We start from the raw sequence: 14,932 nt of genomic DNA on the forward strand, positions 1-14,932 counted from the left end.
GATCACCGGAGGTGGGCTTATGGCCAGGCGCGCACGCAAGGGCAAGGCACGCAAGAAGAAGAAGGCCAACCACGGCAAGCGCCCCACGGCCCGTTGACGGATGGCCGCCCGCGGCGGGCGGCCATCCGGGAGCCGGGGATCTCAGCCCGGCAGTTCGGTGAGAGCCTGTTGGATGCGGTCCTGGGGGAGCGTGCGGTCCTCCAGCCGCCCGGCCAGGTAACGGTCGTAGGCGCCCAGGTCGAAGTGGCCGTGACCGCACAGCGCGGTCAGGATGACCTTCTCCTCGCCGCTCTCCTTGCAGCGCGTTGCCTCTGCGATGGTCTCGGCCAGGGCGTGCGTGGGCTCGGGGGCGGGCACGATGCCCTCGGTCCGGGCGAAGCGGACGCCGGCCTCGAAGCACTCGTTCTGTGAGCGGGTGACGGCCTCGAACAGGCCCAGCTCGTACATGTGGGACAGCAGCGGCGACATGCCGTGATAGCGCAGGCCGCCCGCGTGGATCGGGTCCGGCACGAACGTGTGCCCGAGCGTGTGCATCTTGAGCAGCGGCGTGAGCCCCGCGGTGTCGCCGAAGTCGTAGGCGTAGACGCCGCGCGTGAACGACGGGCAGGCGGCCGGCTCGACCGCGCGGAACACCGTCCCGATCCGGCCCGCCAGCTTCTCGCGCAGGAATGGGAAGGCGAGGCCGGCGAAGTTCGAGCCGCCGCCGGTGCAGCCGATGACCAGGTCGGGCATCTCGGGGAGCTGGCCGAGCGCCTCCTCGCCGATCACCGTCTGGTGCATGAGCACGTGGTTGAGCACCGACCCGAGCGCGTAGCGGGCGTCGGGCGTCGCCGCCGCCACCTCGACGGCCTCGCTGATCGCGATGCCCAGGCTGCCGGGCGAGTCGGGTGCGTCAGCCAGCACCTTGCTGCCCGAGCTCGTCGCGGAGGACGGGCTGGCGTGCACGGTGGCGCCGTAGACCTGCATGAGCGAGCGGCGGTACGGCTTCTGGTCGTAGGAGGCGCGAACCATCCAGATCTGGCATTCCACATCGAACTGGGTGCAGGCGAACGCCAGGGCCGATCCCCACTGCCCGGCCCCCGTCTCGGTGGTGAGCAGCCGGACACCCTCCCGGGCGTTGTAGTACGCCTGGGGCACGGCCGTGTTCGCCTTGTGCGACCCGGCGGGCGAGACGCCCTCGTACTTGTAGTAGATCCTGGCCGGCGTGCCGAGTGCCTTCTCCAGCCGGCGTGCCCGGATCAGCGGCGTCGGCCGCCAGAGCCGGTAGACGTCCAGCACCTCCTGCGGGATCGGCACGTACCGCTCCCCGCTCACCTCCTGGCCGATCAGCTCCATCGGGAAGAGCGGGGCCAGGTCGCCGGGTCCGACGGGCCGCCGGGTGCCGGGATGCAGCGGCGGAGGCGGTGCGGCCGGCAGATCAGGAACGATGTTGTACCAGTTGCTCGGGGTCACCCTCCCCAGTCTGCGCCCGTCACGCGCCGCGTTCCAGTACGACCTGCCGGGAGCCCGCGTTCACTCCCCCACCAGCAGCGCCGGGCGCTCCGGGTGATCGGCCCTGACCACGACGTCGGCGGCCCGCTGGGGCCGTGCCTCGCGCTCGTACCGGGCGTAGGCGGGCAGCCGCCACCGCTCCTCCTCCGGGGTCCCGCGCTCCAGGGCCCCCGCCGACAACCACACGTGCACGCTCAGCTCGAACCCCAGCCCCCGCCCCAGCAGCAACGTCCCGTCCACCACCACGACCCCGCCGGCGGGCAACTGCTGGTACGGCGTCCGGTACGCCCGATCCACCCGGGTGTCCCACAAGGCCGGCAGCACCCGTCCCGACCCGCCGGGGTCCAGCGGCTCCAGCACTTCCCGCCGGAGCGCCTTGACGTCCAGCCAGTCCTCGTAGAAGGCGTCCGGGTCGGTCCTGCCGTGCTCCAGTCGCAGCGAGGCGGGCCGCAGGAAGTCTCCCGCCGACACGCGCAGCACGGGCCGCCCGCGCAACCTCAGCGGCGCCACGAGCCCGTCGGCGAGCCACCCGGGCCGCGCGGGCGGGGCCCCGTCGACGGCCACCCGCACCCATTCCTCTCGCGGCCGCCCGGCGATCCGCTCGGCCAGGTCCTCGACCAGGACGTCCCAGGAGATCGGTCGCGCACGCATCGAGATCAGCTTACGGCCCCCGCCAGAGCGCCCTGGAGCCGTCACAGGGCACCTCCCCGTCCCAGACCTCGCCGGCGGTGCCCCCGGCCAGCAGCGTGGAATCCTGCGCGGTCCACCCGCGGGCCACGAGGACGGCCCGGGCGATCCGGCGAAGGTTTCGTATGTCGGCCGGCCTCGCGGGCGGAAACACGAAGGCCAGACCATCCCACCCGGGATGACCTGGCCTTTCACCGTCTGGAGCGGACGACGGGAATCGAACCCGCGTAGCTAGTTTGGAAGACTAGGGCTCTACCATTGAGCTACGTCCGCGCGAACCGGTCGGAGTCTGGTCTAGACTTCATCCGGTCGTCAGGGCGTAAGCGTACCGGAGTCGCGGGCCGCTTGCGCAACCGGACGATACGGGGCGTGGCGCAGCTTGGTAGCGCGCTTGCTTTGGGAGCAAGAAGTCGCAGGTTCAAATCCTGTCGCCCCGACCAGCTCAGCGGCCCCTTCCCATGCGGAAGGGGCCTTCTGCTTGCCGGCTGCCGCTGGAAGAAGTGAACGGCCGGGGAACGGCGTTACGGCGCTTCTCCGTACGAAGGCAGCGGACGCTGTGAACCCGGCGACCTGGCCCCTCCTGAGTAAAACCGGGTGTTGCAGGCGTCCGGAAAGGAGCGGGGCATACGGGCTGAGTCCTCCTCCCGACCGGATCTTCCGCGGGGTGTGGAGGTCAGGGGAGCTGGTAGGGCTCGCTCATGGCAGCTCACCAGCGTGTCAGGGCGCTGGGCGAACGGCCGGCTCGCTCAGGGCAGCTCGTGACGCGTCAGGGCCTGGGCGAACGGCTCGCCGGTCCGGCGGGCGTACGCCATCCGCGCGCGTACTTCGCCCAGCGTGCGCGGGCGGTAGCCGGGGCCGCCGCAGCAGCTCTTGTGGAAGCGGACACCCGCGTGCAGCAGCAGCGAGAGCACCCGCCAGGCCGCGGTGTCCCGCCGGGGCGGGGCTTCGAAGGCCGAGCCGACGTGGATCAGCGGCCCGGCGCAGCGCGGGCAGGCCCGATCGGAGGGGCCGGTGCCGGGATGAGACTGCTTGTACGAGGCACGGCAGGGCAGGCAAACGAAGGACGTCTTCCCGTGGGCCATCCGATCAGGATAGTTCAGCGCGGGCGACGAGCGCCTTGGGGGCGACCCGGCGGTAGGCGTCGGCGACGAGCTCGGCCGCTTCCCAGTCCACCTCCGCCACGTCCAGGTAGACCCCAGCCGGCCAGGGCCAGGCAGAGGGCGCAGCCGCTCCAGGGCCTCCACGGGCCCGTCAGCCCGTCAGCGTGAGAGGGTTGACCAGGTCGGCGTAGACGAGCAGCCCGGCCATGATGATCATGACGAACGCGACCGCGTACGTCAGCGGCAGCACCTTCGCGATGTCCACGTATCTCGGCTCCGGCCGCCGCATGACCTTCGCGTAGGCCCGCTTGATGCCCTCCCACAGGCCGCCCGCGATGTGCCCGCCGTCCAGCGGCAGCAGCGGGATGAGGTTGAACATGCCGATCGCCAGGTTGAACCCGCCCAGCAGGTTGACGAAGATGGCGAGCTTGTTCTCGTTGGACAGGTCGGAGGCGAGGATCTCGCCGCCCAGGCGGCCGGCGCCGACCACACCGACCGGGCCCTCGGGGTCGCGTTCGTGGCCGGAGAAGGCCGCGTTCCAGATGCCGACCATCTTCTCCGGAAGGTTGATCAGCGAGCCCGCCACCCGGCCGGTGAGCGCGCCCATGTAACCGACCACCTGGCCGAGACTCTGCCGCTCCATGACCGGCGTGGGCAGCACGCCCAGGAAGCCGACGTTCTTGTCGATCTTGTTCGGGTCCTGCGGGTTGGGCCGGTCCTGGAGGATGAGCGTGACGCCGACCGTCATGGGCTTGCCGTCACGGACGATGCCGAGCTTGACGGAGCCGGCGCCGTGGGAGCGGATCAGCCGGGTGGCGTCGTCCCAGGAGGTGATCTTCTGGCCCTCGAAGGAGACCAGGCGGTCGCCCGCCTTGAGCTTGGCCTGCGCCGCGGGCGTGAGCTTGTCGGTGGGCTTGCACTCGGTGCGCTTCTCCGAGGCCGGAATCAGGCAGGTCTGGGTCTCGGGCGACACGATCGGCGCCGTCCCCGTGGGCAGGCCGATGCCGACGAGCAGGATGCTGAAGAAGATGAAGGCCAGCACGAAGTTCATCGCGGGGCCGCCGGACATGATGATGACCTTCTGCCACCACTTCTTGCGGTAGAAGACGCGGTCCTCGTCGCCCGGCCGCACCTCTTCCTGCGCGGCGTCCCTGGCGGACTCGATGAGCCCCTGCCACGGGCCGGTGGCCGTGCTCCTCAGCTTGGTCGGGTCCTCACCGGGGCGCGGCGGCAGCATGCCGATCATGCGGATGTAGCCGCCCAGCGGGATCCACTTGATGCCGTATTCGGTGTCGCCCCTGCGCCGGGACCAGGCCGTGCTGCCGAAGCCGACCATGTATTGGGTCACCCTGACGCCGAAAAGCTTGGCGGGCACCAGGTGGCCGATCTCGTGCAACGCGATGGAGACGACCAGTCCCAGCAGGAAGACGATGATCCCCACGAGATAGAGCCAGTTCATCGATGCGCGCTCCACTGCAGACGGTTGGGGCAGACGAAAGGTTCGACAAGCCCAGACTAGTCGAACTCGCCGCGCGCCACCGCTTGCCTGCGTTTTGGAGAGCATTGACAGTATGCGATCAAACGAACACGCTGAGAGACGACGGAGGGGGACGTCTTGATCCAGATACTGATCGCCGAACACCGGCCTTTGGTGCGCCGTGGACTGCTCGCGACTCTCGACAACGAGCCCGGCCTGCGCGTCGTCGCCGAGGCCGGGTGCCCGGAGGAGGCGGTGCGGGCGGCGTTGCGCAGCCGTCCCGACGTGGCCGTGGTGGACCTCGACCTGCCGGGGCTGGCGGTCACCGCCCAGCTCGCGGAGCAGGCGCCGGGCTGCGGGGTGCTCATCCTGTCGGCCGCGCCCGATCCGGGGAAGGTGCGCAAGGCCCTGGCCGGCAACGCGCTCGGGTTCATGAGCCTGTGTGTGCGGCCCGAGCACCTCGCCGAGGGGGTGCGCCAGGTCGCGGCCGGGCACCGGGCGGTCGAGGCGGGGCTGGCCGCGGCCGCCCTCCAGTGCGCGGCCAACCCACTGACCAGGCGGGAGCTCGACGTGCTGCGGATCGCGGCGGGAGGTGCGCGTTCGACGGAGATCGCCGACCAGCTCTTCCTGTCGGTCGGCACCGTACGCAATCACCTGTCGCGGATCATGTGCAAGACGGGCGCCCGCAACAGGCTGGACGCGGTGCGCATCGCCAGCGACTGGGGCTGGCTGTGAGCCACGACGACTGACGGGACCCCGGTGGAGCCGCGCCGCTCCGCCGGGGCCCCGAACCTCTAGAGGATCTCAGCCGGGCAGAGCCCGCTGCCAGTGACCGCCATCACGACCTGACCCATGTGAAACATCACCACGCCCGCTCAGGGACGCCAGATCAGCACCAGCGCGCAGTCGTCGTTGTGGCCGGAGGCCATGGCGTTGACCAGCGCCCTGGCGCCGTCGCGGAAGCCGGAGGGCAGCAGCCGCTCCGCCTCCCCGAGCAGCCGGTCGAGCCCGGCGTCGATGTCGCGGCCCGGCTGCTCGATCAGCCCGTCGGTGTAGAGCAGCAGCGCGTCGCCCTTGCGCAGGGTGCCGCTGTCGGGCTCGCAGTGCAGGTCGGGCACGACGCCGAGGACCACGCCCTTGGCCGAGGCGACCTGCCAGTTGCCGGTGCCCGAGTCGAACTTCACCACCGGCGGGTGCCCGGCCGAGGTGATCGTGTAGTCCCCCGTCGCGAGGTCGAGCCGCACGTGCACGGCCGTCACGAAGCCCTCGTCGCCCCGCTGGCGGTGCAGGTAGGTGTTGCAGGCCGGCAGGAAGTCGTCGGCCGAGCCGAGCAGCCCGCCGAACGTGCCGGACAGCATCAGCGCCCTGGTGCCCGCGTCGACGCCCTTGCCGGACACGTCGACCAGGGCGATGTCGACGGTGTCGCCGTCGCGCATGGAGACCAGGAAGTCGCCGCCGAAGGAGGACCCGCCCGCCTGCTTGAGCACCACCTTGCCGCCCCAGTCCTTGGGCAGCGGGGGCAGCTCGCCCTGGCTCTTGAGCCGGTCGCGCAGCTCCAGCAGCATCGCGTCGCCGCGCAGGCCCTGCACGCCCAGCTTGCCCCTCGTACGGGCCATGAGCACGGCGAGCACGGTGGTGAACCCGATCGTCACGGTGAGCCCGAGCCCGACCCGGGCCACCCCCAGCGTGATCGCGATGTAGCCGAGCGCGACGGCCACCGCCACCAGCAGCTTGACCAGGCTGCTCAACCGCAGTTGGAGCCCGCCGAGCAAGGTGACCAGGATGAGCAGGGAGGGCGAGAACCACTCGGTCGAGACCTCACCGGCGAGGAACCCGATGGCGAGCGAGAGCACGGAGAGCGTGATGAGCAGATTGCGGTCTCGGGCCAGCGGCCCCCTGCGGACGAATCGGACGGCAGTTACAAGAAAGGGCACCCGCACCAGGACGGCGCGGACCCGTGGCGGGATCAGCGGCGCCGGACGGGAACTCATGATGCGCCTGACTGTATCGGTCTGACCCGTGTTTGGGCAGCCCACTTGACCAACGCCTTGATCATTAAGCACGGATATTGGGTGGCCCTCCCCCTTTGCCCGCTCCTACCGTGGACAGATGAGGTATCCGATCCGTCCGGTTGACGAAACCGAGTGGGAGTCCTTCGGCCAGGTGCTCGGAGAGGGCTTCGGCTGGACCCCCCACCCCCAGCAGTCAGCGCGGTACAAGGCCGAGACCGAGTTCGACCGCACCCTCGCCGCGTTCGACGGCGACGTCATGGCCGGGGTCACCGGCGTGCTGAGTCTCACCATGACCGTCCCCGGCGGGCAACTCCCCGTCGCGGGCGTCACGAGCGTCGCCGTCCTGCCCTCGCACCGCCGGCGCGGCGTGCTGTCCGCGCTCATGCACCGGCAGCTCTCCGACATCCGCGAGCGCGGCGAGTGCGTGGCCGCCCTCTACGCCTCCGAGGCGGTCATCTACGGCCGGTACGGATACGGCAGGGCCTCCTCCGAGCTGTCGTTCCGCATCGACAAGCACGCCTCGGCCTTCGTCAGGAACGCCCCCGCCGACCCGTCGCTCAGGCTCAGGGTGGCCCGCCCCGCCGACGTGCGGAGCGAGCTGGAGAAGCTCTTCGCCCAGGTCGTGACCGAACGCCCTGGACGCTACGAGCGCAAGCCGCAGACCTGGGACATCGTGCTCGCCGACGAGGAGTTCGACCAGAACGGGAACGGGTCGCTGCGCACGGTGCTCGCCGAGGACGACGGGGGCGTGCGCGGCTACGCCATGTTCCGCGTCAAGCAGTCCTGGGACGCCAACGGCGTGCCCGCCGGGGAGCTCAAGCTGTATGAGCTGGAGGCGGCCGACCCGGCGGCCTACGCCCTGCTGTGGCGCAACGTGCTGGACCGCGACCTGATCTCCAGGGTCGAGGCCCGTAACAGGCCCGTGGACGACCCGCTGATCGCGCTGCTCGCCGACCAGCGCCAGTTGCGCGCGAACTGGGCGGACGAGCTGTGGGTACGCCTGGTCGAGCTGGATCGGGCGCTGGCCTCGCGGGCCTACTCGGCGGCGGTGGACGTGGTGATCGAGGTCGAGGACGAGGTGTGCCCGTGGAACACCGGCCGCTGGCGGCTCACCGCCGACCGGAGGGGCGCCGAGTGCAAGCCGGTGGACGAGCAGCCGGACATGACGGTGCCGATGAGCGCGCTCGGCTCGGCGTACCTGGGTGACGGCGTGCTCACGGAGTCGCTGGCGGCGGGTCTGCTGCGCGAGCACTCGCCCGGCTCGGTGCGTGCGCTGGCCACCGCCATGTCGTGGAGCCCGAAACCGTGGGCGGGGCTGACGTTCTGACCGGGCCGATGTTCTGCCCGGGCTGACGGACAGACCGGGGCTGACGTCGCCGCCCGGGCTGACGTATAGTCGAAGGCATGGCGCTCCAGAGTCTGCAGATCACCGCGACCATCGCCATGCGGGCCCGCGACGTGTCGAGACCGTCCAAGGAGCAGCAGGAGGCCGCCGACCGGCGGCCTCTGCGCGACGAGATGCCCCGGCGCGACGCCAAGCGCAAGAGTTAGGGCAGCGACGGAAGCTGGCCGATCGTCTCGTAGGCCACGAGCTGCGCGATGCGCCTGCTGTGACGCTCGCTGCCGGAGAACGACGTGCCCAGGAAGACCTCGACGAACCTGGTGGCCTCCTCCGTGGAGTGCATGCGGGCGCCGATGCTGACCACGTTGGCGTTGTTGTGCTCGCGGGCCAGGCTGGCCGTCTCCTCGCTCCAGGCCAGGGCCGCGCGAATGCCGCGCACCTTGTTGGCGGCGATCTGCTCACCGTTGCCTGAGCCGCCGATGACCACCCCCAGGCTGGCCGGCTCCCCCGCGACGCCCTCGGCGGCGCGCAGCACGAACGCGGGATAGTCGTCCTCGGCGTCGTAGACGAAGGGACCGCAGTCGGTCACCTCATGACCGTGGTCCTTCAGCCAGGACACGAGATGGTTCTTGAGCTCATAGCCGGCATGGTCGGCACCGATGTAGACACGCACCCGACCAGTCTTCCACAGCGCGGCCGCTCGGGCTCGCTGGCTAGAGTAAGGACCCCCACCGTTCCCCACTCCTTACGAAGGTAGAGACGCATGCGTGAGATCCGCGTCATCGGCGACCCCGTCCTGCGCACTCCCGCCGAGCCTGTGACGGACTTCGACCGCGAGCTGCGCCGGCTGATCGACGAGATGTTCCAGGCCATGTACGCGGTGGACGGCGTGGGACTCGCCGGCCCGCAGATCGGCGTGTCGCGGCGGCTGTTCGTCTACGACATCAGCGGGCGTAAGGGCCACGTCGTCAATCCGGTGCTCACCGTCGACGACCCCGAAGAAGTGATCGACGAGGAGGGCTGCCTGTCCGTGCCCGACCGCCAGACGCGCAAGCCGATCTACGCCCCGGTCGCGCGCGCCGCGGGCGTGACCGTCGAGGGGATCGACCGGCTGCGGCGCCCGGTGAAGATCAGGGCCCGCGGCTCGCTGGCGCGCTGCTTCCAGCACGAAAGCGAGCACCTCGACGGCAAGCTCTATGTCGACCGGCTGCCCAAGAACGAGGCCCGAAAGATCATGCTCAAAGCGTAGGTTGGGCGCATGAGCGGATTTTCGGGAAAGGGCGCACTGGTCACCGGAGGCTCCAGGGGCATCGGGAAGGCCGTCGTGGAACGACTGACCGAGGACGGGGCCGAGGTCGTCTTCTGCTACCAGAATGCCGAAGAGGCCGCACGGCAGGTCGCCAAGGAGACCGGGGCGCATGCCGTGCGAGCCGACCTCGGTGTCAGGGAGGACTTGGAGCGGCTGTTCGCCGAGGCGGAGGCGCGGCTGCCCGGGCTGGACATCCTCGTCAACAACGCGGCCACCACCGACGGCCAGAAGCTGATCACCGACATCACCGACGAGGACTACGAGCGGGCGTTCGCGGTGAACACCCGGGCCGTGTTCCTGACCATGCAGTGGGCCGGGCGGGTCATGCGCGACGGCGGGCGGATCATCAACATCTCCACGCTCAACACCGCGGTGCCCGCGCCGGCCCTGGCCCTCTACTGCGGTAGCAAGGCGGCCATGGAGCAGTTCGCCAAGGTGGCGGCGCGGGAGCTGGGCGCGCGCGGGATCACCGTCAACGTCGTCTCCTCCGGTGCCACCGACACCGACATGCTGCGGGGAGCCAACCCGGAGGCGGCGCTGGCCCAGATACCGGCACTGACCGCGCTGGGGCGCCTGGGCCGGCCCGACGACATCGCCGCGGCGGTCGCCCTCCTGGCGGGCCCGGACGGACGGTGGATCACCGGGCACAACCTCCGCGCCACCGGCGGCCTGTACCTCTGACCGGCCGGCTACAGCAGCATGGCCTTGATCTCGAGGTATTCCTCCAGCCCTGGCTCGCCCAGTTCGCGGCCCACGCCCGACTGCTTGTAGCCGCCGAAGGGCGCCATCGGGTTGAACCGGCCGCCGTTGACGGCGACCTGGCCGGTGCGGAGTCTGCGGGCGACCGCGAGCGCGTGTTCCTCGGTTCCCGCCCAGACCGCGCCGGCCAAGCCGTATTTGGTGTCGTTGGCGATCTGGACGGCCTTGTCCTCGCTCGTGTACGGGATCAGCGAGAGGACCGGCCCGAAGATCTCCTCCTGCTCGATCGTCATCCCCGGCTCCACCGCGGCGAACACCGTGGGCTCCACGTAGTAGCCCCGCGCCCGCGGCCGCTCCGTGCCGCCCGCGACCAGCCTGGCGCCCTCCTCCTGGCCCCTGTTGATGTAGCGGACCACGCGGTCGCGCTGGGCCGCCGACACCAGCGGGCCGACCTTGGTCGACTCGTCGAGGGGGTCGCCGACGGTGTAGCCGCGGGCCAGCTCGACGGCCATGGCGACGGCCTCGTCGTACTGGTCGCGGTGCACGATCATGCGGGACCACGCCGAGCAGGTCTGGCCGGCGTTGACGAAGCAGTTGGCCACCCCGACCTTGACGGCCAGGGCCAGGTCGGCGTCGGGGAGGATGAGGTTGGCCGACTTGCCGCCGAGCTCCAGCGCGACCCGCTTGACGGACTCGGCGGCGAGCGAGGCGACCCGGCGGCCGGCGGCCGTCGAACCGGTGAAGGAGACCATGTCCACCTCGGGGTGGGCGGCCATGGCCTCGCCCACGACCGGGCCGCGCCCGCTGACCAGGTTGAACACCCCGGGCGGCAGGCCCACCTCGTCGAAGATCTCCGCCAGCGCGTACGCCGCCAGCGGTGCCACCTCGCTCGGCTTGAGCACCACTGTGCACCCGGCGGCCAGCGCGGGGGCGACCTTGCAGACGATCTGGTGCAGCGGGTAGTTCCATGGTGTGATCGCGGCGACCACCCCGACGGGCTCCTTGACCACCAGCGCGCTGCCGGCGCGTGACTCCCGTGGATGACTCTCGGCGAGCTGGGCGTAGGAGGCCAGGACGGTGGCGGGGAGAAGCGTCTGCACCCTGAGCGCGAAGCCCAGCGGCGCGCCCATGTCGGCCGAGATGACCTTGGCGATCTCCTCGGCGCGCTGTTTCAGCAGCGCCGCGGCGCCGTCGAGCAGTTTGCCCCGCTCGGCGGCGGGCGTCTCCGACCAGCCGGGGAAGGCTCTGCGGGCGGCGGCCACGGCCGCCTCCACATCGTCGGGAGAACCCGCGGGCACTCGATCGATGATCTCTTCCGTGGCTGGATTGACGACCTCGATGAGCTCGTCCGAGGCCGAAGCCGTCCAGGAACCGCCGATAAAGAGCTGACGCATAGCCACCATCCTGTCAGCGTGCCAGGAGGCGGCGCGAGGGCTCGGCCTGAGCCGGGAACGAGCCTTCTACGCCGCCACGAGCCTTCTTCCCGCCAGAGTACGACGGTTTGAGCGGCAAGTCGGGATATGTCAACTCAAAGTGTCAGTCGAACTGGGGCCGCTTCGTACGCGTGCGCTTCAGCTCGAAGAAGTCCTCCGACGAGGTGACCATCAGCACGCCGTCCCAGAGCGTGCCCGCCTCCTCGCCACGCGGGATGCGGGTGATCACGGGCCCGAAGAAGGCGTTGGAGCCGACGCGGATGATCGGCGTGCCGACCTCCTGGCCGACGAGGTTGATGCCCTCGTCGTGCGAGGCGCGGATGCCCGCGTCCCACTCCTCGGAGTGCATGGCCTCGGTGAGGTCCTTGTCGAGCCCGACGCTTTCGAGCGCGCCCTCGATGACCTCTTGCAGGCGCTCCGGCTCCTTGCCCATGCCCTGGTTGTGCAGGCGGGTGCCGATCTCGGTGTAGAGGGCGCCGATGTACTGCTCGCCGTGCTTGGCCGCGGCGGCGGCGATGACGCGGACGGAGCCCATCGCGCGCGCGGCGCGCTGAAGGTAGTCCTCCGGGACGTCCTTGTCCTCGTTGAGGAAGAACAGGGACATCTGACGCCAGCGAGGCTCGATCGGCCGGACCTTCTCCACTTCGAGCAACCACCGCGAGGTCACCCAAGCGAAGGGACAGGAGGGGTCGAACCACAGGTCCACGGGAATCTTCTCAGTCACGTCGGCCATAACCTGAGGTGGTTCGGGTCCTATTCCCGGCATGACAGGATACGGACAACCCCGACGAAGTGGTGTAAAGGAGCGCAACTTGGCAGGCAACCTGACCCGGGACGAGGCTCGTGAGCGCGCCCAGCTGTTGAAGGTCGAGTCGTACGAGGTCGCACTCGACCTGACGACCGGAGACGAACGCTTCGAGAGCGTGACCACGGTCCGCTTCGGCAGCACCCGTCCGGGGGAGTCGACGTTCATCGACCTGCACGGCGCCGACGTGCGCCAGGTGACGCTGAACGGCCAGGACCTCGACGTGTCCGGCTACGACGGCGAGAAAGGGCGCTTCCCGCTCCCCGAACTGGCCGAGTCCAACGTGCTGCGGGTGGCGGCCGACTGCCCGTACATGCGCACCGGCGAGGGTCTGCACCGCTTTGTCGACCCGGTGGACCAGCGGGTCTACCTGCACACGCAGTTCGAGACGGCCGACGCGCACCGCATGTACGCCTGTTTCGACCAGCCCGACCTCAAGGCCACCTTCACGTTCACCGTGGTAGCGCCGGGCGACTGGGAGGTCGTCTCCAACGCCGCCGTCGCCGAGGTGACGGCGGCCGGGCACGACGACGCCAGGCGCTGGGCGTTCCCCACCACTCCGGTCATGTCCACCTACATCACCGCGCTGGTGGCCGGGCCCTTCCACAAGGTGACCTCGGAGCACGACGGCATCCCGCTCGGCGTCTACTGCCGGGCCTCGCTGGCCGAGCACCTCGACGCCGACAACATCCTCGAGGTCACCCGGCAGGGCTTCGACTTCTTCCACCGCGTGTTCGGCGTGCGCTACCCCTTCGGCAAGTACGACCAGCTCTTCGTGCCCGAGTTCAACGCCGGCGCCATGGAGAACGCGGGCTGCGTGACCTTCCTGGAGGACTACGTCTTCCGCTCCCGGGTCACCGACGCGGTGGTCGAGCGGCGCGCCGAGACGATCCTGCACGAGATGGCGCACATGTGGTTCGGCGACCTGGTCACCATGCGCTGGTGGGACGACCTGTGGCTGAACGAGTCGTTCGCCACCTACATGTCCGTGCTCGCCCAGGCCGAGGCCACCCGGTGGGGCAAGGGCGCGTGGACCACGTTCGCCAACGTGGAGAAGGCCTGGGCCTACCGCCAGGACCAGCTCCCCTCCACCCACCCCATCTCCGCCGACATCCCGGACATGCAGGCGGTCGAGGTCAACTTCGACGGCATCACCTACGCCAAGGGCGCCTCGGTGCTCAAGCAGCTCGTCGCCTACGTCGGCCTGGACAACTTCCTGGCCGGCGTACGCGACTACTTCGCCGAGCACGCCTGGGGCAACACCGAGCTGAAGGACCTGCTCGACGCCCTGGAGCGGACCTCGGGACGCGACCTGTCGGCCTGGTCGAAGGAGTGGCTGGAGACCTCGTGGGTCAACACGCTGCGGCCCTCCTTCGAGGTGGCCGGCGGCCGCTTCACCGGTTTCGAGGTGCTGCAGGAGGCCCCGGCCGAGCACCCGACACTGCGCTCCCACCGGGTCGCCATCGGCCTGTACTCCCTGGCCGACGGGGTGCTGACCCGGACCAGGCGGGTGGAGCTGGACGTGGTCGGCGCCCGGACCAGCGTGCCCCAACTCGTCGGTGAGGAGCAGCCGGACCTGGTGCTGCTCAACGACGACGACCTGACCTACGCCAAGATCCGCCTCGACGAGGACTCCCTGCGAACCCTGGTCAACGGCGGCATCGCCGCCTTCACCGAGTCCCTGCCGCGCGCCCTGTGCTGGTCGGCGGCCTGGGACATGACCCGCGACGGCGAGATGTCCACGCGCGACTACGTCAAGCTGGTCACCTCCGGCGCGGGCACGGTCACCGACATCACGGTCCTGCAGGCGGTGCTGCGGCAGGCGCGCCAGGCCGTGCAGCAGTACGCCGACCCGGCCTGGCGGTCCGAGGGCCTGGCCCTGCTGTCGGAGCGCCTGCGCGCGCTGCTCGCCGCGGCCGAGCCCGGCTCCGACCACCAGCTCGCCTTCCTGCAGGCGCTCTCGGCGGCGGCCACCTCCGCGGAGGACCTGGGGCTGCTGGCGGCCATCCTGGACGGCTCGGCCGTGCCCGAGGGGCTGGCCGTGGACACCGACCTGCGCTGGACCCTGGTCCACGCGCTGGTGTCCGGGGGCCGGCTCGGCGAGTCCGACATCGAGGCCGAGCTGCGGCGTGACCCGACGGCGGCGGGCGAGCGGTCGGCGGCGCTGTGCCGGGCCTCGATCCCGACGGCCGAGGCCAAGGCCGCGGCCTGGGAGCGGATCGTGGGGGGCGAGCTGGCCAACCACATCGCGCGGGCGACGATCCAGGGGTTCCAGGACCCGCACCACCCCGACCTGATGGCGCCGTTCCGGGAGAAATACTTCACCGAGGTGGGGCCGATCTACCGGAAGTGGACGTTCGACCAGGCGGGGACCTTCGCGATGGGCTGCTTCCCGGCGCTGCTCATCGAGCCGGGGACCGTGAGCGCGGCACAGGACTACCTGGCCGCCGAGCAGCCGCCGCACGCGCTGCGCCGGCTCATCCTGGAGGGCGCCGACGGCGTCAGCCGGGCGTTGCGCAACCGGGAGCGGGACGCCATGCCCGCCTGACCGCCTCCGCGCGAAGGTCCCCGCTCCGG

At 70.5% G+C, this 14,932-nt stretch carries 14 protein-coding genes and 2 tRNA genes; 7 read left to right on the forward strand and 9 right to left on the reverse strand.

Annotation, left to right across the window (positions count from 1 at the left end):
* Positions 1–141: 141 nt before the first annotated feature.
* The 3 genes from ABGB18_RS37835 to ABGB18_RS37845 all read right to left on the reverse strand — a co-directional run bounded on the left by ABGB18_RS37835 (position 142) and on the right by ABGB18_RS37845 (position 2,451).
* On the reverse strand, positions 142–1,452 hold the full coding sequence (locus ABGB18_RS37835; protein ID WP_347700482.1) for a TrpB-like pyridoxal phosphate-dependent enzyme: 1,311 nt from the start codon (positions 1,450–1,452) through the stop codon (positions 142–144).
* A gap of 60 nt (positions 1,453–1,512) precedes the next feature.
* On the reverse strand, positions 1,513–2,142 hold the full coding sequence (locus ABGB18_RS37840) for a uridine kinase (RefSeq protein WP_347700483.1): 630 nt from the start codon (positions 2,140–2,142) through the stop codon (positions 1,513–1,515).
* Positions 2,143–2,377: 235 nt separating this feature from the next.
* A tRNA-Gly gene (locus ABGB18_RS37845) sits at positions 2,378–2,451 on the reverse strand.
* Positions 2,452–2,541: 90 nt separating this feature from the next.
* On the opposite strand from ABGB18_RS37845, the gene ABGB18_RS37850 reads away from it, so the two are divergent.
* Positions 2,542–2,618: transfer RNA gene (locus ABGB18_RS37850), tRNA-Pro, on the forward strand.
* Positions 2,619–2,924: 306 nt separating this feature from the next.
* Here ABGB18_RS37850 and ABGB18_RS37855 read toward each other — a convergent pair.
* Together ABGB18_RS37855 and ABGB18_RS37860 are read right to left on the reverse strand one after the other, a co-directional pair.
* Entirely contained in the window at positions 2,925–3,260 is a 336-nt protein-coding gene (locus ABGB18_RS37855; protein ID WP_347700484.1) for a hypothetical protein, read from the reverse strand.
* Positions 3,261–3,429: 169 nt separating this feature from the next.
* A complete protein-coding gene (locus ABGB18_RS37860; RefSeq protein WP_347700485.1) occupies positions 3,430–4,737 on the reverse strand; it encodes a site-2 protease family protein in 1,308 nt (435 codons plus the stop codon).
* Between the two features lie 156 nt (positions 4,738–4,893).
* Here ABGB18_RS37860 and ABGB18_RS37865 point away from each other — a divergent pair, with 156 nt between their 5' ends.
* The gene (locus ABGB18_RS37865) at positions 4,894–5,490 is read left to right on the forward strand and encodes a response regulator transcription factor (RefSeq protein ID WP_347700486.1); all 597 of its coding nucleotides are present in this window, start codon (positions 4,894–4,896) and stop codon (positions 5,488–5,490) included.
* Positions 5,491–5,630: 140 nt separating this feature from the next.
* On the opposite strand, the gene ABGB18_RS37870 is transcribed toward ABGB18_RS37865, so the two are convergent.
* Positions 5,631–6,746, reverse strand: a complete 1,116-nt coding sequence (locus ABGB18_RS37870; protein ID WP_347700487.1) for a PP2C family protein-serine/threonine phosphatase — start codon at positions 6,744–6,746, stop codon at positions 5,631–5,633.
* A gap of 118 nt (positions 6,747–6,864) precedes the next feature.
* Here ABGB18_RS37870 and ABGB18_RS37875 point away from each other — a divergent pair, with 118 nt between their 5' ends.
* Both ABGB18_RS37875 and ABGB18_RS37880 read left to right on the forward strand, forming a co-directional pair.
* A complete protein-coding gene (locus tag ABGB18_RS37875) occupies positions 6,865–8,094 on the forward strand; it encodes a GNAT family N-acetyltransferase (protein ID WP_347700488.1) in 1,230 nt (409 codons plus the stop codon).
* A 77-nt stretch (positions 8,095–8,171) separates the two neighbouring features.
* Positions 8,172–8,318 carry a hypothetical protein gene (locus ABGB18_RS37880; protein ID WP_347700489.1) on the forward strand — a complete coding sequence of 49 codons (147 nt, stop codon included), beginning with the start codon at positions 8,172–8,174 and terminating at the stop codon, positions 8,316–8,318.
* On the opposite strand, the gene ABGB18_RS37885 is transcribed toward ABGB18_RS37880, so the two are convergent.
* Positions 8,315–8,782: a ribose-5-phosphate isomerase gene (locus tag ABGB18_RS37885; RefSeq protein WP_347700490.1), complete on the reverse strand. Its 468-nt coding sequence runs from the start codon at positions 8,780–8,782 to the stop codon at positions 8,315–8,317. The genes ABGB18_RS37880 and ABGB18_RS37885 overlap by 4 nt on opposite strands.
* Positions 8,783–8,872: 90 nt before the next feature.
* On the opposite strand from ABGB18_RS37885, the gene def reads away from it, so the two are divergent.
* Positions 8,873–9,358, forward strand: a complete 486-nt coding sequence (gene def / locus ABGB18_RS37890) for a peptide deformylase (protein ID WP_347700491.1) — start codon at positions 8,873–8,875, stop codon at positions 9,356–9,358.
* A 9-nt stretch (positions 9,359–9,367) separates the two neighbouring features.
* Entirely contained in the window at positions 9,368–10,099 is a 732-nt protein-coding gene (locus ABGB18_RS37895) for an SDR family oxidoreductase (RefSeq protein WP_347700492.1), read from the forward strand.
* Positions 10,100–10,107: 8 nt separating this feature from the next.
* Here the strand turns inward: ABGB18_RS37895 and ABGB18_RS37900 are convergent, their stop codons facing one another.
* Positions 10,108–11,511: an aldehyde dehydrogenase family protein gene (locus ABGB18_RS37900; protein ID WP_347700493.1), complete on the reverse strand. Its 1,404-nt coding sequence runs from the start codon at positions 11,509–11,511 to the stop codon at positions 10,108–10,110.
* Positions 11,512–11,653: 142 nt separating this feature from the next.
* Complete coding sequence (locus ABGB18_RS37905) at positions 11,654–12,274, reverse strand: DsbA family protein (RefSeq protein WP_347700494.1); 621 nt, start codon at positions 12,272–12,274, stop codon at positions 11,654–11,656.
* Between the two features lie 88 nt (positions 12,275–12,362).
* On the opposite strand from ABGB18_RS37905, the gene pepN reads away from it, so the two are divergent.
* Positions 12,363–14,903 (forward strand): aminopeptidase N, encoded by a 2,541-nt coding sequence (pepN, locus tag ABGB18_RS37910; protein ID WP_347700495.1) that lies wholly within the window; start codon positions 12,363–12,365, stop codon positions 14,901–14,903.
* Positions 14,904–14,932 lie beyond the last annotated feature (29 nt).

The organism is Nonomuraea sp. B12E4 (genome assembly GCF_039871825.1).
Taxonomy (GTDB): Bacteria; Actinomycetota; Actinomycetes; order Streptosporangiales; family Streptosporangiaceae; genus Nonomuraea.